Annotated in this window: 26 protein-coding genes; 17 read left to right on the forward strand and 9 right to left on the reverse strand. The window is 70.8% G+C overall.

Annotated elements, in window-relative coordinates:
- Nucleotides 1-49 precede the first annotated feature (49 nt).
- A complete protein-coding gene (locus tag G6N30_RS24230; protein ID WP_134056719.1) occupies nucleotides 50-628 on the reverse strand; it encodes a copper chaperone PCu(A)C domain-containing protein in 579 nt (192 codons plus the stop codon).
- Nucleotides 629-959: 331 nt separating this feature from the next.
- Here G6N30_RS24230 and G6N30_RS24235 point away from each other — a divergent pair, with 331 nt between their 5' ends.
- From G6N30_RS24235 to rlmB, 5 genes are read left to right on the forward strand one after another with little or no spacing between them, the layout of a single operon-like run.
- Nucleotides 960-1,448 carry a CarD family transcriptional regulator gene (locus G6N30_RS24235; RefSeq protein WP_134056717.1) on the forward strand — a complete coding sequence of 163 codons (489 nt, stop codon included), beginning with the start codon at nucleotides 960-962 and terminating at the stop codon, nucleotides 1,446-1,448.
- Nucleotides 1,449-1,454: 6 nt separating this feature from the next.
- On the forward strand, nucleotides 1,455-2,129 hold the full coding sequence (ispD, locus tag G6N30_RS24240; RefSeq protein ID WP_134056715.1) for a 2-C-methyl-D-erythritol 4-phosphate cytidylyltransferase: 675 nt from the start codon (nucleotides 1,455-1,457) through the stop codon (nucleotides 2,127-2,129).
- On the forward strand, nucleotides 2,126-2,620 hold the full coding sequence (ispF, locus tag G6N30_RS24245; protein WP_134056713.1) for a 2-C-methyl-D-erythritol 2,4-cyclodiphosphate synthase: 495 nt from the start codon (nucleotides 2,126-2,128) through the stop codon (nucleotides 2,618-2,620). Before ispD ends, ispF begins: the two co-directional genes overlap by 4 nt.
- Before the next feature lie 11 nt (nucleotides 2,621-2,631).
- Nucleotides 2,632-4,077, forward strand: coding sequence for a cysteine--tRNA ligase (gene cysS / locus G6N30_RS24250; protein WP_134056711.1), 1,446 nt, complete (start codon nucleotides 2,632-2,634; stop codon nucleotides 4,075-4,077).
- A 2-nt stretch (nucleotides 4,078-4,079) separates the two neighbouring features.
- Entirely contained in the window at nucleotides 4,080-5,024 is a 945-nt protein-coding gene (rlmB, locus tag G6N30_RS24255; RefSeq protein ID WP_134056709.1) for a 23S rRNA (guanosine(2251)-2'-O)-methyltransferase RlmB, read from the forward strand.
- 78 nt (nucleotides 5,025-5,102) lie between these two features.
- Here rlmB and G6N30_RS24260 read toward each other — a convergent pair whose 3' ends face one another.
- The 4 genes from G6N30_RS24260 to mrf are packed head-to-tail and all read right to left on the reverse strand — an operon-like array spanning nucleotide 5,103 to nucleotide 8,743.
- On the reverse strand, nucleotides 5,103-6,341 hold the full coding sequence (locus G6N30_RS24260) for an SLC13 family permease (protein ID WP_134056708.1): 1,239 nt from the start codon (nucleotides 6,339-6,341) through the stop codon (nucleotides 5,103-5,105).
- A gap of 12 nt (nucleotides 6,342-6,353) precedes the next feature.
- Entirely contained in the window at nucleotides 6,354-7,274 is a 921-nt protein-coding gene (locus tag G6N30_RS24265; RefSeq protein ID WP_134056706.1) for an MBL fold metallo-hydrolase, read from the reverse strand.
- A 9-nt stretch (nucleotides 7,275-7,283) separates the two neighbouring features.
- Nucleotides 7,284-7,553, reverse strand: coding sequence for a type B 50S ribosomal protein L31 (locus G6N30_RS24270; protein ID WP_134056704.1), 270 nt, complete (start codon nucleotides 7,551-7,553; stop codon nucleotides 7,284-7,286).
- Entirely contained in the window at nucleotides 7,550-8,743 is a 1,194-nt protein-coding gene (gene mrf, locus G6N30_RS24275; protein WP_134056702.1) for a ribosome hibernation factor-recruiting GTPase MRF, read from the reverse strand. The genes G6N30_RS24270 and mrf overlap by 4 nt, the downstream gene beginning before the upstream one ends.
- A 106-nt stretch (nucleotides 8,744-8,849) precedes the next feature.
- On the opposite strand from mrf, the gene rpmB reads away from it, so the two are divergent.
- The 4 genes from rpmB to rpsR are packed head-to-tail and all read left to right on the forward strand — an operon-like array spanning nucleotide 8,850 to nucleotide 9,820.
- Nucleotides 8,850-9,086 (forward strand): 50S ribosomal protein L28, encoded by a 237-nt coding sequence (gene rpmB, locus G6N30_RS24280; RefSeq protein ID WP_134056700.1) that lies wholly within the window; start codon nucleotides 8,850-8,852, stop codon nucleotides 9,084-9,086.
- Nucleotides 9,086-9,250 (forward strand): 50S ribosomal protein L33, encoded by a 165-nt coding sequence (gene rpmG, locus G6N30_RS24285; RefSeq protein ID WP_134056698.1) that lies wholly within the window; start codon nucleotides 9,086-9,088, stop codon nucleotides 9,248-9,250. Before rpmB ends, rpmG begins: the two co-directional genes overlap by 1 nt.
- On the forward strand, nucleotides 9,250-9,555 hold the full coding sequence (gene rpsN / locus G6N30_RS24290; protein WP_134056696.1) for a 30S ribosomal protein S14: 306 nt from the start codon (nucleotides 9,250-9,252) through the stop codon (nucleotides 9,553-9,555). Before rpmG ends, rpsN begins: the two co-directional genes overlap by 1 nt.
- A gap of 4 nt (nucleotides 9,556-9,559) precedes the next feature.
- On the forward strand, nucleotides 9,560-9,820 hold the full coding sequence (gene rpsR, locus G6N30_RS24295) for a 30S ribosomal protein S18 (protein WP_134056694.1): 261 nt from the start codon (nucleotides 9,560-9,562) through the stop codon (nucleotides 9,818-9,820).
- On the opposite strand, the gene G6N30_RS24300 is transcribed toward rpsR, so the two are convergent.
- Complete coding sequence (locus G6N30_RS24300; protein ID WP_134056692.1) at nucleotides 9,817-11,028, reverse strand: MFS transporter; 1,212 nt, start codon at nucleotides 11,026-11,028, stop codon at nucleotides 9,817-9,819. The two genes, rpsR and G6N30_RS24300, sit on opposite strands and share 4 nt — an antisense overlap.
- A 96-nt stretch (nucleotides 11,029-11,124) precedes the next feature.
- Here G6N30_RS24300 and G6N30_RS24305 point away from each other — a divergent pair, with 96 nt between their 5' ends.
- Nucleotides 11,125-11,448, forward strand: a complete 324-nt coding sequence (locus G6N30_RS24305; RefSeq protein ID WP_134057533.1) for an ArsR/SmtB family transcription factor — start codon at nucleotides 11,125-11,127, stop codon at nucleotides 11,446-11,448.
- Here G6N30_RS24305 and G6N30_RS24310 read toward each other — a convergent pair.
- Both G6N30_RS24310 and aztA read right to left on the reverse strand, forming a co-directional pair.
- On the reverse strand, nucleotides 11,441-12,205 hold the full coding sequence (locus G6N30_RS24310; protein WP_134056690.1) for a LamB/YcsF family protein: 765 nt from the start codon (nucleotides 12,203-12,205) through the stop codon (nucleotides 11,441-11,443). The two genes, G6N30_RS24305 and G6N30_RS24310, sit on opposite strands and share 8 nt — an antisense overlap.
- A gap of 10 nt (nucleotides 12,206-12,215) precedes the next feature.
- Nucleotides 12,216-12,881 (reverse strand): zinc ABC transporter ATP-binding protein AztA, encoded by a 666-nt coding sequence (aztA, locus tag G6N30_RS24315; RefSeq protein WP_134056688.1) that lies wholly within the window; start codon nucleotides 12,879-12,881, stop codon nucleotides 12,216-12,218.
- 20 nt (nucleotides 12,882-12,901) lie between these two features.
- On the opposite strand from aztA, the gene aztB reads away from it, so the two are divergent.
- Genes aztB through aztD form a run of 3 tightly spaced genes read left to right on the forward strand, consistent with a single transcriptional unit; the run spans nucleotide 12,902 to nucleotide 16,985 of the window.
- Complete coding sequence (gene aztB / locus G6N30_RS26960) at nucleotides 12,902-14,878, forward strand: zinc ABC transporter permease AztB (RefSeq protein ID WP_166674605.1); 1,977 nt, start codon at nucleotides 12,902-12,904, stop codon at nucleotides 14,876-14,878.
- The gene (gene aztC / locus G6N30_RS24330) at nucleotides 14,878-15,780 is read left to right on the forward strand and encodes a zinc ABC transporter substrate-binding protein AztC (protein ID WP_407664764.1); all 903 of its coding nucleotides are present in this window, start codon (nucleotides 14,878-14,880) and stop codon (nucleotides 15,778-15,780) included. The genes aztB and aztC overlap by 1 nt, the downstream gene beginning before the upstream one ends.
- A gap of 32 nt (nucleotides 15,781-15,812) precedes the next feature.
- A complete protein-coding gene (gene aztD, locus G6N30_RS24335; RefSeq protein WP_134056684.1) occupies nucleotides 15,813-16,985 on the forward strand; it encodes a zinc metallochaperone AztD in 1,173 nt (390 codons plus the stop codon).
- 10 nt (nucleotides 16,986-16,995) lie between these two features.
- On the opposite strand, the gene bluB is transcribed toward aztD, so the two are convergent.
- A complete protein-coding gene (gene bluB / locus G6N30_RS24340) occupies nucleotides 16,996-17,637 on the reverse strand; it encodes a 5,6-dimethylbenzimidazole synthase (protein WP_134056682.1) in 642 nt (213 codons plus the stop codon).
- 32 nt (nucleotides 17,638-17,669) lie between these two features.
- Between bluB and G6N30_RS24345 the strand changes: the two genes are divergently transcribed.
- From G6N30_RS24345 to G6N30_RS24360, 4 genes are all read left to right on the forward strand, one after another.
- Complete coding sequence (locus G6N30_RS24345; protein WP_134056680.1) at nucleotides 17,670-18,503, forward strand: sulfurtransferase; 834 nt, start codon at nucleotides 17,670-17,672, stop codon at nucleotides 18,501-18,503.
- Between the two features lie 69 nt (nucleotides 18,504-18,572).
- A complete protein-coding gene (locus G6N30_RS24350) occupies nucleotides 18,573-19,493 on the forward strand; it encodes a metal ABC transporter solute-binding protein, Zn/Mn family (protein WP_276027423.1) in 921 nt (306 codons plus the stop codon).
- Nucleotides 19,480-20,253: a metal ABC transporter ATP-binding protein gene (locus G6N30_RS24355; protein ID WP_134056678.1), complete on the forward strand. Its 774-nt coding sequence runs from the start codon at nucleotides 19,480-19,482 to the stop codon at nucleotides 20,251-20,253. The genes G6N30_RS24350 and G6N30_RS24355 overlap by 14 nt, the downstream gene beginning before the upstream one ends.
- Nucleotides 20,250-21,116 carry a metal ABC transporter permease gene (locus G6N30_RS24360; protein ID WP_134056676.1) on the forward strand — a complete coding sequence of 289 codons (867 nt, stop codon included), beginning with the start codon at nucleotides 20,250-20,252 and terminating at the stop codon, nucleotides 21,114-21,116. The genes G6N30_RS24355 and G6N30_RS24360 overlap by 4 nt, the downstream gene beginning before the upstream one ends.
- Nucleotide 21,117: the final 1 nt, after the last annotated feature.

Consider the following 21,117-nt stretch of genomic DNA (forward strand, 5'->3'; position numbering starts at 1 on the left):
ACAGAACGGGCCGGCGGCCGGCCCGGGTTCTCTCGTGTCGCGGTGTGGGTCAGTGTCCGCCGGAGTGCTCGGAGCCGCCGCCGCCGCTGTCGTCGCGCCGGGGTTCCTCGCCGGCCGAAATCGGCACCTGGACGGTGACCTCGCCGCTGCGCTGGAAGGTGAACGTGAACGGGTAGGTCAGCCCGTTGGTGATGGGCTTGGACAGCGTGACGTCGACGGTCAGCGGTTCGGCCGGTTGGACGCTCTCCAGTGCGGCGGTCTGCCCGTCGGGCTCACCGGCGACCAGGACACCGTTCGGGGCGATCGTGGCGTCGCCGCGGACCGGCGCCGAACCGATGTCGGTGCGGATCGACACCAGCTTGTCGGGCTGGTCGGCCGACTCGTTGGCGGCAACGAACAGCAGCTCGGCCTCGCTGCCCGGGCGGACGTAGTCGGAGGTCTGCGGCGCGCGCAGGTGCACGTTGCGCAGCGCGATGTCGCCGACCCCCGCGTTGACGCCGTTGACGGCGGGCGCCTGGGTGGCGGTCTGGGAGATCTGCCCGGCTCCGCAGGCGGTGAGGGCGAGGGCCAGCCCGCAGGCCGCCAGCCCGGAGGTGACGGCGGAAGCGCGCGGATGGATGCGGTTCACTCAAGCCTCCTGCAGGGGGTCGCCCAGCTGTCGTTCACAGTTCGACTATGCAGAGTAGTAGGTGAGGGTCGACGGTGACCACGGCGGGGACTCGGTGATGATCGCGGCGGGCCGCGGGGCGTGAGACGGCGCACACTCGAACGGTGTTGCGCGGCACCTGTTGCGGCGTCGCAAGCGGCCGGTAACGGCGTTCTCGATCGTTACCCTGTTGCACGAAAAGGGCACCCTGTCAACCCTTGATCTTCACCCGCAGTGCCCCTGACCTGCGCAGTTGATCCGCACGTGTCGGCGGCCCGTGTTAGCATGGACACGTGAAAGGGGCTCGAAACTGATGATTTTCAAGGTCGGAGACACCGTTGTATATCCCCACCACGGTGCTGCATTGATCGAAGCGATCGAAACCCGAAGCATCAAGGGCGTGCAGAAGGAGTACCTCGTCCTGAAGGTCGCCCAGGGCGATCTCACCGTTCGAGTGCCTGCTGACAACGCCGAGTACGTGGGCGTGCGCGACGTGGTCGGGCAAGAGGGTCTCGACAAGGTTTTCCAGGTGCTGCGCGCACCGCACACCGAGGAGCCGACCAACTGGTCTCGCCGGTACAAGGCGAACCTGGAGAAGCTGGCCTCCGGTGACGTGAACAAGGTGGCCGAGGTCGTCCGCGACCTGTGGCGCCGCGACCAGGAGCGTGGGCTGTCCGCCGGCGAGAAGCGCATGCTGGCCAAGGCTCGGCAGATCCTGGTGGGCGAACTCGCACTCGCCGAGAACGTCGAAGACGAGAAGGCGACCATCATCCTCGACGAGGCACTTGCCGCCGCGTCCTGACGCTGAATGACCACAGTGGCCGTTGTTCCGGCCGCGGGATCCGGTGAACGGCTCGCGGCCGGAGCGCCAAAGGCCTTCGTGAATCTGGCCGGACGGCCGATGCTCGAACGCGCCATCGCCGGGCTCCGGGAGTCCGGGGTGGTCGACAGCATCGTGGTCGCGGTCCCGCCGAATCGCACCGACGAGGCGAAGCTCGTCTTCGGCGGTGAGGCGCTCATCGTCTCCGGCGGCGCCGACCGCACTGAATCGGTGAGCCTGGCGCTCGCCGCCGTGGGCGACGCCGACTTCGTCCTCGTTCACGACGCCGCTCGTGCGCTCACCCCGCCCTCGTTGGTGGTCCGCGTGGTGCGGGCGCTGGAAGCCGGACATGGCGCGGTCGTTCCCGGGCTTCCGGTCGCCGACACCATCAAGGCCGTCGACGCGAACGGCGCGGTGCTCGGCACGCCCGAGCGGGCGGGGCTGCGTGCGGTGCAGACGCCGCAGGGTTTCCACATCGACGTGCTGCGTCGCGCGTACGCGCGGGCGGGCGATGGCGGCTTCACCGACGACGCTTCGATGGTCGAACAGGCCGGCGGGCAGGTGCAGGTCGTCGACGGCGACCCGCTGGCGTTCAAGATCACCCATCCGCTGGATTTGGTGCTTGCCGAGGCGATCCTGGCCGGCGAGGTGACCGCTCGATGACCCTGCCGCGGATCGGGCTGGGCAGCGACGTCCATCCGATCGAAGCGGGCCGGCCGTGCTGGCTGCTGGGCCTGCGGTTCGACGGCGCCGACGGCTGTGCCGGGCACTCCGACGGTGACGTCGCCGCGCACGCGCTGTGCGACGCGCTGCTGTCGGCGGCCGGGCTGGGCGACCTCGGTGAGGTCTTCGGCACCGGCAGACCGGAGTGGGAGGGCGTGAGCGGCGCCGACATGCTGCGCCACGTCCGCAGCCTGCTGCAGGAGGCGGGCCTTCGGGTCGGCAACGCGGCCGTCCAAGTGATCGGAAACCGGCCGAAGATCGGGCCGCGGCGGGCCGAAGCCCAGGCATTGCTGTCTGAACTGATCGGCGCCCCGGTGTCGGTTTCGGCGACCACGACCGACGGGCTGGGGCTGACCGGCCGGGGCGAGGGTTTGGCCGCGATCGCCACTGCTCTCGTGGTCGATGCGGATCAACGGCATATAGGCCGGTAAGCTGGCCCGTCGTGACCGATCGCGCAGAAGCCGGCCGGTCGGCGACATCGCCGACGGGCCTGCGGCTCTACGACACCATGGCGGGTGCCGTGCGCGATTTCGTGCCGCTACGTGCCGGGCATGTCTCCATCTATCTCTGCGGGGCGACTGTGCAGGGCCTCCCGCACATCGGCCACGTCCGCAGCGGGGTGGCGTTCGACGTTCTGCGGCGCTGGCTCACTGCCAAAGGGCTGGACGTCGCGTTCATCCGCAATGTCACCGACATCGACGACAAGATCCTCATCAAGGCCGCCGACGCGGGCCGGCCGTGGTGGGAGTGGGCGGCCACCTACGAACGCGCCTTCACCGCCGCGTACGACGCGCTGGGCGTGCTGCCGCCGTCGGCCGAACCGCGGGCGACCGGGCACATCACCCAGATGGTCGAGCTGATCGATCGCCTGATCGACCGCGGGCACGCCTACACCGGTGACGGGGACGTCTATTTCGACGTCTCGACGCTGTCGGACTACGGCAAGCTCTCCGGGCACCGCATCGACGACGTCCACCAGGGCGAGGGCGTGGCCACGGGGAAGCGCGATCAGCGCGACTTCACGCTGTGGAAGGGCGCCAAACCGGGCGAACCGTCCTGGCCCACCCCGTGGGGTCGCGGCCGCCCGGGCTGGCACACCGAATGCGTCGCGATGTGCGAGGCGTATCTCGGCGCCGACTTCGACATCCACGCCGGCGGCATGGATCTGGTGTTCCCGCACCACGAGAACGAGATCGCCCAGGCCGAGGCCGCCGGCGACGGGTTCGCCAACTTCTGGCTGCACAACGGCTGGGTCACCATGGGCGGCGAGAAGATGAGCAAGTCGCTCGGCAATGTGCTCTCGATTCCCGCTGTCCTGCAACGGGTTCGGGCCGCGGAGCTGCGCTACTACCTGGGCAGCGCGCACTACCGGTCGATGCTGGAGTTCTCCGAGAACGCACTGCAGGACGCGGTCAAGGCCTACGCCGGGGTCGAGGACTTCCTGCACCGCGTCCGCACGCGGGTGGGCACCGTGGTGCCCGGCGAGTGGACGGCGAAGTTCGCCGCCGCGCTCGACGACGATCTGTCGGTGCCGATCGCGCTGGCCGAGGTGCACGCCGCACGCGCGGTGGGCAACCGCGCGCTGGACTCCGGCGACCACGAGACCGCGATGGCGCAGGCCCGGTCGATCCGCGCGATGATGGGCATCCTCGGCTGCGACCCGCTCGACGAGCGGTGGGAGTCACGCGACGAGACCTCGGCGGCGCTGAGCGCGATCGACGTGCTGGTCCGGTGGGCGCTCGACAGCCGCACCGAGGCCCGCAACCGCAAGGACTGGGCGACGGCCGATCAGATCCGCGACCGGCTCAAGGAGGCCGGCATCGAGGTGACCGACACCGCCGACGGTCCGCAATGGTCGCTGCTCGACGGCGACAGCAAGGATGCCTGACGATGGCGGGTAACTCGAAACGCCGTGGCGCGGTGCGCAAAGCGGGCACCAAGAAGGGTCCGACCGTCGGCTCGGGCGGCGTGCGCCGCCGCGGGCTCGAAGGTCGTGGCGCAACACCGCCCGCCCACGAGCGGCCCCACCACCCGGCTGCCAAGCGTGCGGCCAGGGCGCAGAAGCAGCAGCAGCGGCGCCCCGCCCGTAAGACCGACGAAACCGAACTGGTGTTGGGCCGCAACCCGGTGGTGGAGTGCCTGCGCGCCGAGGTCCCGGCCAGCGCCCTGTACGTCGCGATGGGCACCGAGGCCGACGAGCGGGTGACCGAGGCCGTCCAGATCGCCGCCGACACCGGCATCCCCATCCTCGAGGTGCCCCGTCCCGACCTGGACCGTATGAGCAACAACGCCCTGCACCAGGGGTTGGCGCTGCAGGTGCCGCCGTACGACTACGCCCACCCCGACGATCTGCTGGCGACGGCGAAGGCCGACGGCGCTCCGGCACTGCTGGTCGCGCTCGACAACATCTCCGATCCGCGCAACCTGGGCGCGATCGTGCGTTCGGTGGCGGCGTTCGGCGGGCACGGGGTGCTGATCCCGCAGCGACGCTCGGCGTCGGTGACCGCGGTCGCGTGGCGTACCAGTGCCGGTGCGGCAGCGCGCCTTCCGGTCGCCCGGGCCACCAACTTGAACCGCACGCTCAAGAGCTGGGCCGACGCCGGCCTGCAGGTGGTCGGTTTGGACGCCGACGGGGACACCACGCTCGACGAACTGGACGGCGCCGGGCCGATGGTGGTGGTCGTGGGCTCCGAGGGCAAGGGGCTGTCGCGCCTGGTGCGCGAGCACTGCGATGCGGTCGTGTCGATCCCGATGGCCGGACCGACCGAATCGCTCAACGCGTCGGTGGCCGCCGGTGTGGTGCTCGCCGAGATCGCGCGCCAGCGCCGCAGCTGACTCAACCTTCTGCGTCGAGACGACGGTTGTTGACCGATTTCGGCCGGAAACCGTCACCAACAGTAGTGTCGGGGCGCACTACGCTCCGATCACCCGGAGCCCCACCCACAGACCGGACACCGCCGCGACCAGGGTGAGCGGCACCGTGCACAGCCCCACCCCGCTGAACCGCAGCACGCCGGTGGGCACGTCGGCGCGGTGGACGACGTTGCGCCACAACAGGTTCGCCAAGGATCCGACGTAGGTGAGGTTGGGACCCACGTTGACCCCGATCAGCACGGCCAGCACGGCCGCCGGGCCGGCGACGCTCACCAGAGGCAGCAGCACGAGGACGGCGGGCAGGTTGTTGACCACGTTGGACAGCACCGCCGCCACGGCCGCGACGCCCAGCAGCGCGACGAAGCCGTCGCCGTCGGGGAGCATCGATCGCATCGCCTCGTCGAGGCCGTGGCTCATCACCGCCTCGACCACCACGCCCAGGCACAGCACGAACGCCAGGAATGGCACGTTGGCCGACCGCACGATGCCCGCCACGGTGCTGCGGCGCTGCGCCAGCCCCCGGACGCCGAGGACGACCGCACCGCCCAGCGCCGCCCACGCCGGTGACACGTCGAACACCGAGGTCACCGCGAAACCCGCCAGCGTCAGGCCCAGCACGAAGAGGACGAACATCGGCATCTCGACGGCGGGCAGCGGTTCCGCGGGACGGGGCGCAACAGCGAGGTCGCGGGCGAAGAGCGCACGCAGCACGACGTATTCGACGAGGATCGAGGCCAGCCACGGCAGGGTCATCAGCGCGGCGAAGTGGGTGAAGGACAGTCCGGCGGCGGTGAACGCCAGCAGGTTGGTCAGGTTCGACACCGGCAGCAGCAGCGATGCGCTGTTGGCCAGGTGTGCGGTGGCGTAAGCGTGCGGGCCGGCCGGGATGGCCAACGTGCGGCAGGTGGCCAGCACGACCGGGGTGAGCAGCACGACCGTCGCGTCGAGGCTGAGGATCGCGGTGGTGCCGGTCGCGATGACGAACACCACGGCCAGCAGCCGCCTCGGATCGCCCGCCCCCGACCGCGCCATCCAGACGCCGGCGGCGTGGAACAGGCCGGCGTCGTCGCACAGCTGCGCGAGGACCAGCACCGCCGCGAGGAACCCGACGACCGGCGCGAGCCGCGCCACCTCGGCCGCGGCGTCGTCGACCGAGATCGCTCCGGTCGCGATCAGCAGCCCGGCGGCGGGCACCGCGACGACCGCCTCGGACCAGCCGCGGGGCCGCACCGACGCGAAGGTGAGCACGGCGGCGAGCAGCACCAGCGCAAGGAACACCGAGGGTCCCCGTCAGCGCCAGGGGTCGTCGGACTGCCACAGCACGGGCAGATGCAGCGCGACGCCGTCCTCGTCGGCGAGGCCGGTCAGCACCCGCATCGTGGCGTCGAGGTCGTCGGCCACGTACGGCAGGGCGCGCAGCGGCTCGTGCAGCGGCCGGAAGAAGTCGTCCCAGTGGATCAGCACCACGCGGCGGGCGCCGACCGCGCGGACGGTCTCCGTCCAGTACTCCCGCAGATAGCTTTCGGGTTGCCGCCCGAGCTGCCCGACACCGAGGTAGACCGCGTCGGCGTGCCTGCCGCTGAGCGCGCCGGGGACGAACCCCGCGCTGCCGACGATCAGCAGGGTGCGCGCGGTCGGCCGGTGACGCAGCAGGAGCGACCACGCCTCACCGCAGCGGTAGGCCGACGCCCTGACCGGTGGGGTGACGGGCCGCTCGATCGCCCCCGGGAAGCGATCCGGCGGGCAGTGTCCGGAGTCGACCAGGGTGAGGTCGTAGGCGCCGAGGGTGACGGTGTCCCCGGAAACCACCGTGTGCACCCGATTCTCCGGCAGACCGTGGCCGCGCCCGAGGTGTGCGGCCGAGGCGCCGCCGACGAGCACGGCGCCGGTGCGGTCGGCGACGAGCGCGGAGTCGAGCGCGTGGTCGAAGTGGGTGTGGACCGGCAGCACCGCGTCGAGCCGGTCGACGCGCAGACGTGACAGGCAGCCGTCGACCCGTGGTGGCGACGGGGCGACGCGGCCCAGTGCGACCTGCAGCAGGCCGGGGCGGGAGAAGAAGCCGTCGGTCAGCACCGCCGACGAACCGTCGTCGATCAGCAGGGTGGTGACGCCGGCCCAGGTCACGGTGAGGGTGGAGTCCGCGGTGGCGGCGGGTGCGTCGAACCATCGCCCGTGGTCCCGTAGATCGGGCCGGCCGGCTCGCACGCGCATCCGCCCACTCTAGGCGCGACCTCCCGCGGTCCTGCCGTAGCGGCGATGGAACTTCTCGACCTGACCGGCAGTGTCGAGGGTGCGCCGCGATCCCGTCCAGAACGGGTGCGACGCCGCGCTCACGTCGACGACGACCAGGGGATAGGTGCGGACTCCGTCGGGGGTCTCCCACTCGATCGTTCTGGAACTGGTGATGGTCGACCGGGTCAGGAAGGCATCACCGGTCAGCGCGTCCTGGAACACCACCGGGTGGTAGTCGGGGTGGATGCCGGGCTTCATCGTCGATCTCCTTCTCCGCGTAGCGAGTTGGTGGGGGCGGTCTCGTCGAGCTGGTCGCACGGATCTTCGTGCCAGTCGCCGAACGGGTCGTCGTACGCGGTCCACGTCTCGGGCCGGGCCAGCTCGTCGTCGGTCAGCAGCGCACGCGACAGCACGCGCTCGACAGCCTTCGGCTCGGCGCCGCACACCAGGACGGTCAGCGCGATGTGGCGGTCGCCGAAGCGCTGATCCCACTGCAGCGCCGCGAGTGCGACGCGTTCCGGTGCGGCATAGGCCCTCTGGTGCTGGTCCATGGCCGCGAGCCACCGACCGGCGTGGCCGACGTGCAGACCGCCGCCTGCCGATTCGATCCACACGACCGCATCGGGCTGGCTGGCCAGCCAGGCACGGCCGCGGATGCGCACCACGCCGTCGAGGAGGTCGTCGATCGCCTGATGGAGGCGCTCGGGGTGGAACGGGCGGGCGGCGTTGAACTCGACGATCGTCACGTCGCCGTCGGCGCGCAGCGGCGGTTCGCCGGCCAGCAGCGCATCGTGCGGGTTGTGCCCACGTCCGCGCCGCGCATCGGGTTCGAGGTTGGCCAGGGCGGTGGCGAGTCGGTCCGTGCCGACGGTGATCCGCGCCCGCGGTGAAAGCCGGCGCAGCACGGCCAGCGTCCGACGGTCCGGTTCGGTGAGTACCAGCACGTCGGCGAATTCGGCCTGGCCGACGACCACCTGGGCGACGGTGCGGTTGTCGTCGAGGTCGTCGTCACCGAGCGCCTGGGCGAGCCAGACGGCGACGTCCACGGTCGTCACCACCGCTTCGATGGACACGTCGCGGGCGGCCGGTCCGTCGATGTGACCGGGGCCCACGTGGACCGCGACGTTGTCGATCGCCCAGCACACGGGTTCCGGTTCGAGCCAGGGTGCGAGCTGCACGACGATACGGGTGACGTCGTCGCGGTGGTGCAGCAGGCGCAGCAGTACCAGCAGGTCGTTGCGCGTCGTGCAGCCCACGCATCCCTTGGTGAGTTCCAGCGGCCATTCCGAGATGAGTGTCCGGCCGTCGCGCTGGGTGGCGACGGTGCGGACCACCACCTGACCGTCGAAGCGGTGGCTGATCACCACGGTCCCGGGGGCCGCCATCAGGACGTCGCACACCGCGTTCGACTGACCCTGCCCGGCAACGACGATCACCGGAGTCCGCATCGCTTCCTCCCACTGTTGAGAATCATTTTCAATAACCGGCTGCCTACGCTACAGTCCCGATCGAGCGTTGTCGAAAACCGTTTTCAATTACTTCGGGAGGAACCTCATGTCCGCGCACTGCCAGGTCACCGGCCGCTCGCCCGGCTTCGGTAATCGGGTGTCGCATTCGCACCGTCGTACGCGACGGCGCTGGGACCCCAACATCCAGACCAAGACCTACTACGTGCCGTCCGAAGGCCGGCGGGTCACGCTGCGCGTGAGCGCCAAGGGGATCAAGGTGATCGATCGCGACGGCATCGACGCCGTGGTGGCGCGCATCCGCCGAAAGGGCGTGAAGATCTGATGGCGCGCAACGAGATCCGCCCGATCGTCAAGCTCAAGTCCACCGCGGGAACCGGGTACACCTACGTCACCCGCAAGAACCGCCGCAACGATCCGGACCGTCTGGTGCTGAAGAAGTACGACCCCGTGGTGCGGCGCCATGTCGACTTCCGCGAGGAACGCTGATGGCGACGAAGGGCAAGATCGCCCGCAACGAGCACCGGCGGCGGCTGGTCGCACGGCACGCCGAACACCGCGCCGAACTCAAAGACGTCATCCGCAGACCGTCGTCGTCCGCGGCGGAGAAGGCCGCCGCGATGGCTGCGCTGCAACGGCTTCCTCGAGATGCCAGTCCGGTACGGCTGCGCAACCGCGATTCCGTCGACGGCCGTCCGCGCGGGCACCTGCGCAAGTTCGGGCTGTCCCGCGTCCGGGTCCGTGAGATGGCGCACCGCGGTGAGTTGCCCGGTGTGCGGAAAGCGAGTTGGTGAGTCGATGGCTAAGAAGAGGGCACCGAAACGACGGACGCCGCTCAAGGAACCGGTGCGGCAGAAGCGCAATCCCCTCACCGCGCGCGGGGTGACGACGATCGACTACAAGGACACCGCGCTGCTGCGCACCTTCATCTCGGAGCGCGGCAAGATCCGGTCCCGCCGGGTGACCGGCCTGACGCCCCAGCAGCAACGGCAGGTCGCGGTGGCGATTCGCAACGCCAGGGAGATGGCGTTGTTGCCGTTCGTCGAGGATCGTCGCTAGGCGGGCTGGGCGGCCGAGGCCCGGGCGCTGCGCACCCCCGCGGCCGCGGCGCCGAGGCAGGCCAGCGCGACGGCGCAGGCGAACCACGGGAACACCACCACGAGCTCCCAGCGCGTCGCGGCCCAGCCGGCCAGCAGGGTCGGCACCGCCATCGCCGAATAGGCCAGCAGGTAGAACGCCGACATGGTCTCGCCGCGCTTACCCGCGGGCACGACGTCGGACAGGTGGCGCAACGATCCGCCGAACCCCAGCCCGAACGTCGCGCCGAGCAGGGCCGCCGCCACGAACACCAGCTGCCAGTGGTGGGCCAGCAGCACCGGGATCGTGACGAGCAGCGCGATCGCCATGCCGAGGTCGCCGATGACGGCGGAGTGGCGGGCGGGCACGCGGGTGGCCGCGAGTTGGGCCAGCGCCGCCGCGAACGCCGTCGTGCCGACCACGGCGCCGCCGAAGACGAGGTTGTCGATGTGCGTCTGGCGGGCCGCCAGCGAGGGGTAGAGCGACAGCAGCACACCGAGCACCGACCAGGACGCCATCGCGCCCAGCGCGGAGAACCAGAAGTCGCGCCGGATCTCCTGCGGCACGGCGGGTCTGGCCAACCGGATGCGGCCCCGGGTGCGGGCGGTGTGCGGTTCGCGCAGCGCGACGAGTCCGGTGCCGACGATCAGGCAGAGCACCGCGACGACGGCATACGGGGTGCGCAGCGGATGCGGTGCGTACTGGGCCAGCAGGGCGGACCCGAGGATCGCGACCGTCATCCCGATGTTGAAGCTCACGCCGGACAGCTGGCCGGTGCGCACGCCGTGATGGGGTCGCAGGTCAAGAAGTGCGGCGGCGCCCGCGACGACGATCGAGCCCACCGCGGCGCCGTGGATGGCGCGCGCGAGCAGCAGCAGCGCCATGCTGTCGGCGATCAGGAATACGCCGAGCCCGACCATCAGCGCGATCAACGCCGCGATGAGCACCGGCTTGCGGCCGACGACGTCGGATATCCGGCCGGACACCAGCACCGCGCCGAGCGCGGCGACGGCGTAGACCGCGAAGATCATCGTCGTCGCCAGCGGGGACAGGTGCCAGTTCGCCTCGTAGAGGCCGTACAGCGGGGCGGGCACGCCGGATACGCCGAGCGCTACCCCGCTCAGCACGAGCAGCAGGGGATAGGCCCACCGTTGCGTCTCGTCACCGATTGAACGGTCGAATGCCACCATCACAGCCTTCCCGGGGTAGGTTTGACGGACATCGAACCCAACCGAGAGTACGCTGGGTTTGACGGACATCAAACTTGCGTGGTGAAGGACACTCTGATGGCGGACGACACGCTGACCGCCGCCCCGGTCGGCTCTGTTCAGCAGGTGCTCGGGGCGCTTCACGACCCCGTCCGCCTCGAGGTCGTCCGGCGGCTGCACAACGCGGGCACCGCGATGCAGTGCGGTGCGCTCTACGACGGCATCAACAAGTCGACGGCCACCCACCACTTCAAGATCCTGCGCGAGGCCGGTGTCACCGAGCGGTTGGTGATCGACGGGCTGACCTATCAGCGGCTCCGTCGTGACGAGGTGGAGGCCGCGATGCCGGGGCTACTCGACAGCGTGGTGGCGAGCGCGAATCGGCAGGCCGGCGCTAGCTGAACGGGGCTAGGGCGACGCCCTCGGCGGTCAACCGGTCCCGCACGGCGGTGGCGATCTGCACCGCTCCGGGCGAATCCCCATGCACGCACACTGAATTCACCGAGATGTCGATCGTCGACCCGTCGATCGCGGTGACGTTCCCGGCGGTCACCATCGAGATGACACGGTCGGCGATCTGCTCGACGTCGTGGAGCACCGCACCGGGTTCGCGTCGCGAGACCAGTTGTCCGTCCGGCTGATACGCCCGGTCGGCGAACGCCTCGGCGACGGTCCGCAGGCCCAGTTCCGCCGCTTCGGCGAAGAACACCGAACCCGACAGCCCCAGCACCGGCAGCCCCGGGTCCACCGCGTGCACCGCGGCCGCCACCGCCCGCGCCTGGTCGCGGTTGGTGACGATCGAGTTGTACAGAGCGCCATGAGGTTTGACGTAGGAGACGGCAGAGCCCGCCGCTTCGGCCAGCGCCGAGAGCGCCCCGATCTGATACATCACGTCGGCGGTCAGATCCTCGGGGGTGGCGTCGATGAACCGCCTGCCGAAGCCGGCGAGATCCCGGTAGCTGACCTGCGCGCCGATGCGCACGCCGCGGGCGGCGGCGGCCCGGCACACCCTGGCCAGGCCGGCCGGGTCGCCGGCGTGGAATCCGCACGCCACGTTGGCCGAGGTGACGATCTCCAGCATCGCGTCGTCGTCGCCGAGCGTCCACACGCCGAAACCCTCACCGAGGTCGGCGTTGAGGTCGACGGCTGCTCCGGACACGTCGCCCAGCCTAGTGCCGGATCGACGCGTCGAGATCGACGCGGTGATCGGCCGCGCTGACCACCCCGGCGTCGTGGGTGGCGGCCACCACCGTCGTCCCCGCCGCGGCGAACCGGCGCAGGTGGCCGATCACCATGGCGCCGGCCGCGTTGTCGAGCCCGGTGGTCGGCTCGTCGAGCAGCAGCAGCGGCGCCTGCTGGGCGAAGGCCTGGGCGAGCAGCACCCGCTGGCGCTGCCCGCCGGACAGTTCGCCCAGGCTTCGATGCCGCAGCGCGGTCAGTCCGAACTCCTCGAGCCACTGGTCGACCACGGCGTGATCGGCACGGGTCGGGCGCCGCAGCAGGCCCAGTCGCCGCCACCGGCCCATCATCACCGCCTCCGCGGCGGTGATGGGGAACGTGTCGGTGACGTGGCTGCGCTGGACGGCGAGCGCGACGTTTGCGGTGCCCGTCTCGACCGTGCCCCGGACCGGCCGAAGCACACCGGCGAGCAGTCCCAGCAGCGTCGACTTCCCCGCACCGTTCGATCCGGTGACCGCGGTCAGCGCACCCGGAGTGATCGACACGTCGAGATCCCGGAACACCTCGGTGGCGGGGTAGCCGAACGCGATCCCGCGCACGGCGATCGCGGTTCTCGGCGGCGCCGCCGTCATCCGTCTGTTGAAAATGGTTTTCATTACTGCTAGAAGTGTACGCCATGACCTACTGGCTGACCGCACCGTTCGAGGCCGACGTCGTCGTGCGAGCCTTGGCGGCCGGCGTCATCGCCGCCTGCCTGTGCGCCCCCGTCGGATGTTGGGTGGTGTTGCGCGGCAGCGTGTTCCTGGGCGACGCGATGACCCACGGCATGCTGCCCGGCGTCGCGCTCGCGGCCCTGCTGGGTGCGAATGTGCTCGTCGGCGGCTTCCTCGCGGCGGTGGCGATGGCGGTCGGCGTGGCCGCGGTGGGCCGATCGTCGAAGCTCTCCTCGGACACCAGCATCGGGCTGCTGCTCGTCGGCATGCTCGCACTCGGCGTGGTGATCGTCTCCAGGTCGCAGAGTTTCGCCGTCGACCTCACCGGATTCCTGTTCGGTGACGTGCTGGCCGTCCGCACCGGCGATCTGGTCACGCTGGGCGCCGCGCTGGCCGTCACCCTCGCGGCGGTGCTGGTCGGTCACCGCGCGTTCGTGGCGGTCACATTCGACCCGCGCAAGGCCACCACGCTCGGCCTGCGTCCCGACCTCGCGATCCCCGCACTCACCGTGTTGGTGGCGATCGCGATGGTCGCGTCGTTCCACGTCGTCGGCACGCTGCTGGTACTGGGCCTGCTCATCGCCCCGCCGGCAACGGCCCTGCTCTGGGCGCGGTCGATTCCGCGGGTGATGGTGCTGGCCGCCGTGATCGGTTGCGTCGCGGTGTATCTCGGTCTGCTCATCTCCTGGCACGCCGATACGGCGGGCGGCGCGACGATCGCGGGTGTCGCGGTGCTGATGTTCTTCGCCTCGACGGTCGCCAGGCGGATCGTCGCCGCGTGGAAGCCGGTGACCGCGGTCGCGGCGTCGGCATGCTTCGTGGCGGGGTGCTCCGGTGGGGCCACCGAATCCCCGCAACCGCCCGCCGTAACCGGGGGAGACGAGGTCGTGGTCGAGGGGGCGCGCGAACTCGACGGACCGCTGACGCGTCTGGTCCTCGTCGATCCGGCGTCCGGGGCGACAGCGGTCTACGACGCCGTCGACGAAACCGAGACTCCCATCGGCGATTTCGGGCCGGTAACGTCGATCGACGACGACGGCCGCTTCGCGTACCTGCGGACCGGCGCACGCACCACGATCGTGGACGCCGGCGCATGGACCTTCGACCACGGCGACCACTACCACTACTTCGCCACCGAACCCGCGGTCGCCGGAACCCTCGACGTGCCGGCAGCCTCGGTCAGCGCTAACAACTCGGTGGCTGCGGTCGAGACCACCGGGGGTGCCGTCGAGGTGCTCGACCGGGAACGCCTCGGCCGACGGGCGGTCGAGACGACCGGGGTCGACGGCGACGTCGCCGCCGCGGCACCGCTCGGCAGCCGCCTCGTCACGGTCGACCCGGCCGGCCGGGTGCGCGCCACCGCCGACGGCGAGACGATCGATGTCGACGCCCGGTGTCCCGGCGTCAGCTGGGCGATGGCGTCGCGCCGTGCGGCGGTGTTCGGTTGCGCGACAGGTGCACTGCGGGTCGCGGGCGGCGATGGCACGCCGACCGCGACGACGATCCCGTACCCAGCGGATGCGCCCGCCCAGCGGCCGGCCACCGTGACCCACCGCGACCGCGCCGACGTCTTCGCCGGCATCGCCGCCGGCCACGTGTGGGTGCTCGACAGCAGGCAGCGGTCCTGGGTCCTCATCCCGGCCCCGGACGCGGTGGCGGTGAACACCGCCGGGGACGGCACGGTACTCGTCCTGCACCGCGACGGCACCCTGGCCGCCGTGGACGTGACGACCCGCTCCGAGACCGCGCGCATCCCGTTGCTCGACGGCGTGCGCCCCGACGGCCCGGCCCCGGTCGTCGAGATCGATTCCGACCGCGCGTATGTGAACAACGCCGCGGCGCGCGAGGTGTACGAGATCGACTACGCCGACGGGCTGCGCATCGCGCGTACGTTGCGCACCGAGGTGTCACCGGGCCTGATGGTCGAGGCCGGCCGGTGATCCGACGGTGCGTCGCGTGGATACTCACCCTCAGCGTCGCCGCACTGACCGCCTGTGACACAACACCATCGGCGCGCGAGATCATCGTCACCACCAACATCATCGGTGACGTCGTGCGCAACGTGGTCGGCGACACCGCACCCGTACGGGTGCTGATGCAGCCGAACGCCGACCCGCACTCGTTCGCGCTCTCCGCGCAGGACGCGGCCGCGCTGTCGACCGCGAGTCTGATCGTCTCCAACGGCCTCGGCCTCGAGGAGGGCATCGCCCGGCACGTGCAGACCGCGGCCGAGGACGGGGTGCCGACACTGGCCGTCGGTGACCGCATCGATCCGATCCGCTACACGCAGGGCGACTCCGCCGGTGCACCGGATCCGCACTTCTGGATGGACCCCCGGCGCATGATCGCCGCCGTCGACGCCGTGGCGGAGACCGTCAGCCGCGAGGTCGAGGGCATCGACGCCGCGGCCGTGGACCGCAACGCCGAACGCTATCGCGAGCAACTGCGGGCGCTCGATGCGTCGATGTCCCAGCAGTTCACCGGGATCCCGGCCGATCGCAGGAAGCTCGTCACCAACCACCATGTGCTCGGCTACCTCGCCGACCGGTTCGGTTTCGCGGTCGTCGGTGCGATCGTGCCGAGCGGCACCACACTCGCCGCGCCGAGTTCGTCGGACCTGCAGTCGCTGGTGTCGGCCATCCGATCGGCGCGGGTGCCCGCGATCTTCGTCGATTCGTCACAGCCCGAGCGGTTGGCGCGGGTGCTGGCCGAACAGGCCGGGGTCCGGGTGCGGATCGTCGCCCTCTACACCGAATCCCTCAGTGCGCCTGGCACACCCGGCGCCACCTACCTCGACATGATGCGCGCCGACACCGACGCCATCGTCAACGGCCTGCGCTGAACGCCGGCCAACCCGTGAATCGAAGGAGCGATATGAACAGTCAGCGGTGGATGTACCGCGTCGGCGCGGCGACCGCCACGGTGGCCGCACTGGCGGCGTGTTCGGACAGCGGTTCGCCCGCACCGCAGGCGCAGGCCCAACCCGTCAACGAGCCCCTGGTCGCCACGTACGACGGCGGGCTCTACGTCCTCGACGGTGAGACGCTCGAGGTCGAGCAGGACATCCCGCTCGACGGCTTCCTGCGGGTCAATCCCGCCGGCGACGACGCCCACGTCCTGGTCACCACCGACGAAGGATTCCGCATCCTCGACGCTGCCCGCGGACAACTGACCGACCACACGTTTCCCGCCGCCGACGCCGGCCACGTCGTGAACCACGGCGAACACACCGTGCTGTTCGCCGACGGGTCGGGTGAGATCACCGCCTTCGATCCGCACGCGCTGGAGAACGGCGGGCTGCCGGAGACCGAGACGTTCACGACGCCGCAGGCCCACCACGGGGTGGCGGTGATCCTGTCCGACGGCACCCTGGTGCACAGCATCGGCGACTCCGAGAAGCGCACGGGGGCCGTGGCGATGCAAGGTGGTCGCGAGATCGCCCGCAGCGAGGAATGCCCCGGCATCCACGGCGAGTCGGTGGCCGCCGACGAGGTGGTCATCCTCGGGTGTGAGAACGGCGTGCTCGAGTACGCGAACGGAAAATTCACCAAGATCCCGAGCCCGACGCCCTACGGGCGGACCGGGAACACCCGCGGCCACGAGGATTCGGCCGTGGTGCTCGGTGACATGAAGGTCGATCCGGACGCCGAGTTGGAGCGCCCGCAGCAGTTCGCGCTGATCGACACCGCCACCGACCGGCTCGAGGTCGTGCAGATGCCACCAGCGGTGAGTTACTGGTTTCGGTCGCTGGGCCGGGGTCCGCAGGCCGAAGCACTGATCATGGGGACCGACGGAAAGCTCTACGTGTTCGACCCGGTCACCGCGGACATGGTCAAAGCCGTTCAGGTGACGCAGCCGTGGACCGAGCCGGACGATTGGCAGGACCCCGCCCCCGCGGTGTTCACCCGCGAGGACGCGGTCTACGTCACCGATCCCGCGGCCAAGCAGATCCACCTCGTCGACCTGCAGGCCGGGACCGTCACCGCGTCCGCGACGCTCGAACAGGCACCGAACGAGCTCAGTGGCCCCGTCGGCCACGATCACTGAAGTCGACTGGCTACCAGCGATTTTCGCTGATGAACTCGGCCAGTGGGCGGGTATACGCCCACTGGTCGAGTTCGAGTTGGGGGCGCTCGGGGAACTCCGGCACCGGCCCGAGGCAGAGCACCGCCACGGGGTCCGCACCGTCGGGCATCCCGAGCAGGCCGGCGAGCCGGCGCGGGTCGAAGATCGACACCCAGCCCATGCCGAGGCCCTCGGTGCGCGCCGCCAGCCACAGGTTCTGGATCGCACACGACACCGACGCCAGATCCATGTGGGGCAGCGTGCGCCGGCCGAACACGTGCTGTTCGCGGCCCTCACGCAGCGCGACCACGAGCAGCTCCGCACAGTCGAGAATGCCCTCGACCTTGAGCGCCAGGAACTCCTCACCGCGCGGGCCGAGCGCCGCCGCGGTGCGGTGGCGTTCCTCGTCGACCAGGGCGTGGATGTCGCGCCGGACGGCGGGATCGGTGATGCGGATGAAGCGCCACGGCTGCATCAGCCCGACGTTGGGGGCGGCGTGCGCGGCGGCCAGCAGGCGGGTGAGGACGTCGTCGGACACCGTCTCGCCGGCGACGAACCGCCGCATGTCGCGGCGTTCGGCGATGGCGCGGTACACGGCGTGGCGTTCGGCGTCGGTGAACGCGTGGTCGGTCACGGCGCCAGCTTAGGGATGGCACGATCGGAGAGGTGACACGCGCCGACGTCCTGATCACCGCGGCGGAACTGGCCGAGCACCTCGCCACCGGACGCCCGGTCACCGTCCTCGACGTCCGTTGGGAGCTGGCACGCCCCGATGGCCGCGAGGCCTACGCCCGCGGCCACGTGCCCGGCGCGGTCTACGTCTCCCTCGACGACGAGCTGAGCGACCACACGGTCGCCGGACGTGGCCGCCATCCGCTCCCCACCGGAGCGTCGGTCGAGGCGGCGGCCCGCCGGTGGGGTGTGCGCGACGGTGTCCTCACCGTCGTCTACGACGACTGGAACCGCGCCGGTTCGGCGCGCGCGTGGTGGGTGCTGACGGCGGCGGGTGTCGATCGGGTGCGCATCCTCGATGGCGGGCTGGCCGCCTGGGTCGCGTCCGGCGGAGCGCTCGAGACCGGTCGGGTCACGCCGTCGCCGGGTGACGTCCGCGTCATCCACGACGACCTGTACCGCGGCGCGCTGCCGACTCTGACGGCCGACGACGTCGCGCAGTTCGACGGACTGCTGCTCGACGCCAGGGTGCCGGAACGGTTCCGCGGCGAGGTGGAACCGGTCGACCCGGTGGCCGGGCACATCCCCGGCGCCCAGAACGCACCGAGCACCGGGCTGCTCGACGCCGACGGTGTGTTCCGTGCCGATGCCGCGCTGCTCGACCGCGCGAGCCGCGCGGGACCCGTCGGCGCGTACTGCGGATCCGGGGTCACGGCGGCGGTCCTGGTCGCGGCGATGCGCGCCGAGGGTGTGGAGGCGGCACTGTTCCCGGGCTCATGGTCGCAGTGGTGCGCCGAACCGGAGCGCGCGGTGGCCACCGGGGCCTGACCGGCCCGAATCGCATCTGGAAATGCAAACCGTTATCGTTAATCGGTGATCCTCAGCCCCCGACGTCTCCTGGTCGCCGGCCTCGCGGCCACGGTCCTTTCGTTCGTGACCGTCGCATGCTCGGGTGGAGAGCAGCCCGCCCCCACCGCGCAACCCAGCGGGGACTGCCCGGCGGAGCCGCTGTCGGTGGTGGTGAGCGTCGACCAGTGGGGCAGCATCGTCTCCCAGCTCGCGGGCGAGTGCGCCACCGTCAACACCGTGGTCTCCGGGTCCTCCGTCGATCCCCACGACTTCGAACCCGCCCCCAAGGACGCGGCACTGTTCGAGGACGCGCAGTTGATCGTCGTCAACGGCGGCCACTACGACGAGTGGGCCACCAAACTGGCCGCCGGATCGGCGCCGGACGCCCCGGTGATCGACGCGGTGGAGCTCAGTGGCGGCGCCGCGCACGCCGAGGAGTCCAACCCGCACGTCTGGTACAACCCCGCCGCGGTCACCGCCGTCGCCGATGCGGTCACCGCCGAATTCGCCAAGCTGGCCCCGGCCGCCGAGGACTACTTCACCGAACGACACGCGGAATTCGGGGATTCGCTCGCGACCTACCACCAGATCGTCGGCTCACTGAAGGCCACCGCCGGCGGTAAGACCTACGCCGCCACCGAGAGCGTCTTCGACGAGATGGCCGCAGCCGTCGGGTTGGTCAACCGCACCCCGCCCGGCTACCAGGCCGCCGCCGCACATGAGAGCGACCCGTCGCCCGCCGACCTCGACGCGTTCCTGCGGCTGCTGGGAGATCGCGGGGTCGACGTGCTGATCTACAACGTGCAAACCGAAGGGTCGGTGCCGCAACAGATCCGGGCCGCCGCCGAACAGGCCGGTGTGCCCGTCGTCGAGGTGACCGAGTCCATGCCGCCCGGCGCCGACTCGTTCGAGTCATGGCAGGTCGGCCAACTCTCCGCGCTGGCCGAGGCGCTCGGTGTCGGCGGCTGAGCCGGCGCTGACGTTCCGCGGCGTCAGCGTCGTCCGGGGCCGTCGCACGGTCTGGTCGCAGGCTGACTTCGACGTGCCCGCGGGCGGGGTCGTCGCGGTCATCGGCAGCAACGGGGCCGGTAAGACCACGCTGCTGCAGGTGGTGCTCGGCCTGCTCACCCCCGCCACCGGCCGGGTCGAGGTGTTCGGGAAGCCGCCGGGTGCGCTCAACGGCCAGATCGGTTACGTGCCGCAGAATTACGGGTCGAACCCGGGCGAGGCCGTCCGCGCCCGCGATGCGGTCATGCTCGGCCTCAATGGGCACCGCTGGGGGCTGGGGCTGGCCTCGCGGGAGGATCGTGCGCGCGTCGACAAGGTGCTCGCCGCCGTCGACGCGACGGCGTTCGCCGACCGAAGGCTCTCCCAGCTGTCGGGTGGGCAGCGCCAACGTGTCGCGCTCGCCGAAGCACTGGTCGGCCGTCCCAAGATGCTGATCCTCGACGAACCGCTGGCCGCGCTCGACATGCGCAGCCAGCACGAACTCGTCGCGCTCGTGAAGACCGTCAACGCCGAATTCGGTGTCACCGTGCTGGTGGTCGCCCACGACCTCAACCCGCTGCTACCGATCCTCACCGGCGCGATCTACCTGCTCGACGGCCATCCGCACTACGACTCGCTCGACGGGGTGGTCGACGAGAAACTGCTCACCCACCTGTACGGCGCCGCGGTCGAGGTGGTGCACACCCCACAGGGTGATCTCTACGTGCGGAGGATGCGGTGACCACGACCGTGGTGGCGCTGAGCTACCAGGACAACTGGTGGCAGATCCTCTCCTCCAGCTTCATGCGCAACGCGCTGGTGGGCGGCACCATCGTCGCGCTGGCCGCCGGGCTGATCGGCTACTTCGTCGTCGTGCGCAACACCGCGTTCGCCGCGCACGCGCTCGCCCACATCGGGCTGCCGGGTGCGACAGGCGCGGCGCTGCTCGGGCTGCCGGTGGTGTTGGGTCTCGGCGTGTTCTGCATCGGCGGTGCCCTGGTGATCGGGGCGCTGGGCAGACGGGCGGCCGACCGGGAGGTCGCGACCGGCACGGTGCTGGCGATGGCGACCGGCCTGGGCCTGCTGTTCAACTCCTTGGCGACCCGCAATTCAGGGACGTTGACGAACGTCCTGTTCGGCAACCTGCTGGCGATCACCGGCGAACAGATCGTGTCGTTCGCGGTGCTGCTCGGCGTGCTGGCGGCCGGCATCGGCGTGATCTACCGCCCGCTGTTGTTCACCTCCGTCAACGCCCAGGTGGCCGACGCGAAGGGGGTTCCGGTGCGCGGACTCTCGGTCGTGTTCATGGTGCTGCTCGGCCTGACGATCACGATGGCGGTGCAGGCGGTCGGGACGCTGCTGCTGTTCGCGTTGGTGGTGACGCCCGCCGCGGCGGCGATCATGCTGACCGCGCGGCCCGCGGCGGCGATTGCGCTGTCGACGGCGATCAACCTGGTGGCGGTGTGGGCCGGCCTCGCGCTGTCCGCGATGTTCAACGCCCCGCCCAGCTTCATCATCGTGACGATCGCCTGCGGTGTCTGGGCGGTCGTGTGGGCGGTCGAACGCGGGCTGCGTTCGTCTGCCGACCGCGTGCTGGTGACGTGAC

Source organism: Mycolicibacterium litorale, assembly GCF_010731695.1.
Lineage (GTDB): Bacteria > Actinomycetota > Actinomycetes > Mycobacteriales > Mycobacteriaceae > Mycobacterium > Mycobacterium litorale.

Excerpts from the sequence above, each read along its gene's own strand:
- aztD (WP_134056684.1), top strand. The coding sequence starts at position 15,813 with ATGAACAGTCAGCGGTGGATGTACCGCGTCGGCGCGGCGACCGCCACG.
- G6N30_RS24300 (WP_134056692.1), bottom strand. The coding sequence starts at position 11,028 with ATGGTGGCATTCGACCGTTCAATCGGTGACGAGACGCAACGGTGGGCC.
- rpsR (WP_134056694.1), top strand. The coding sequence starts at position 9,560 with ATGGCTAAGAAGAGGGCACCGAAACGACGGACGCCGCTCAAGGAACCG.
- G6N30_RS24265 (WP_134056706.1), bottom strand. The coding sequence starts at position 7,274 with ATGCGCGTGCGAGCCGGCCGGCCCGATCTACGGGACCACGGGCGATGG.
- G6N30_RS24235 (WP_134056717.1), top strand. The coding sequence starts at position 960 with ATGATTTTCAAGGTCGGAGACACCGTTGTATATCCCCACCACGGTGCT.
- ispF (WP_134056713.1), top strand. The coding sequence starts at position 2,126 with ATGACCCTGCCGCGGATCGGGCTGGGCAGCGACGTCCATCCGATCGAA.
- rpmG (WP_134056698.1), top strand. The coding sequence starts at position 9,086 with ATGGCGCGCAACGAGATCCGCCCGATCGTCAAGCTCAAGTCCACCGCG.
- mrf (WP_134056702.1), bottom strand. The coding sequence starts at position 8,743 with ATGCGGACTCCGGTGATCGTCGTTGCCGGGCAGGGTCAGTCGAACGCG.
- ispD (WP_134056715.1), top strand. The coding sequence starts at position 1,455 with ATGACCACAGTGGCCGTTGTTCCGGCCGCGGGATCCGGTGAACGGCTC.
- rpsN (WP_134056696.1), top strand. The coding sequence starts at position 9,250 with ATGGCGACGAAGGGCAAGATCGCCCGCAACGAGCACCGGCGGCGGCTG.
- aztA (WP_134056688.1), bottom strand. The coding sequence starts at position 12,881 with ATGAAAACCATTTTCAACAGACGGATGACGGCGGCGCCGCCGAGAACC.
- G6N30_RS24305 (WP_134057533.1), top strand. The coding sequence starts at position 11,125 with ATGGCGGACGACACGCTGACCGCCGCCCCGGTCGGCTCTGTTCAGCAG.
- aztB (WP_166674605.1), top strand. The coding sequence starts at position 12,902 with ATGACCTACTGGCTGACCGCACCGTTCGAGGCCGACGTCGTCGTGCGA.
- G6N30_RS24270 (WP_134056704.1), bottom strand. The coding sequence starts at position 7,553 with ATGAAGCCCGGCATCCACCCCGACTACCACCCGGTGGTGTTCCAGGAC.
- rpmB (WP_134056700.1), top strand. The coding sequence starts at position 8,850 with ATGTCCGCGCACTGCCAGGTCACCGGCCGCTCGCCCGGCTTCGGTAAT.
- rlmB (WP_134056709.1), top strand. The coding sequence starts at position 4,080 with ATGGCGGGTAACTCGAAACGCCGTGGCGCGGTGCGCAAAGCGGGCACC.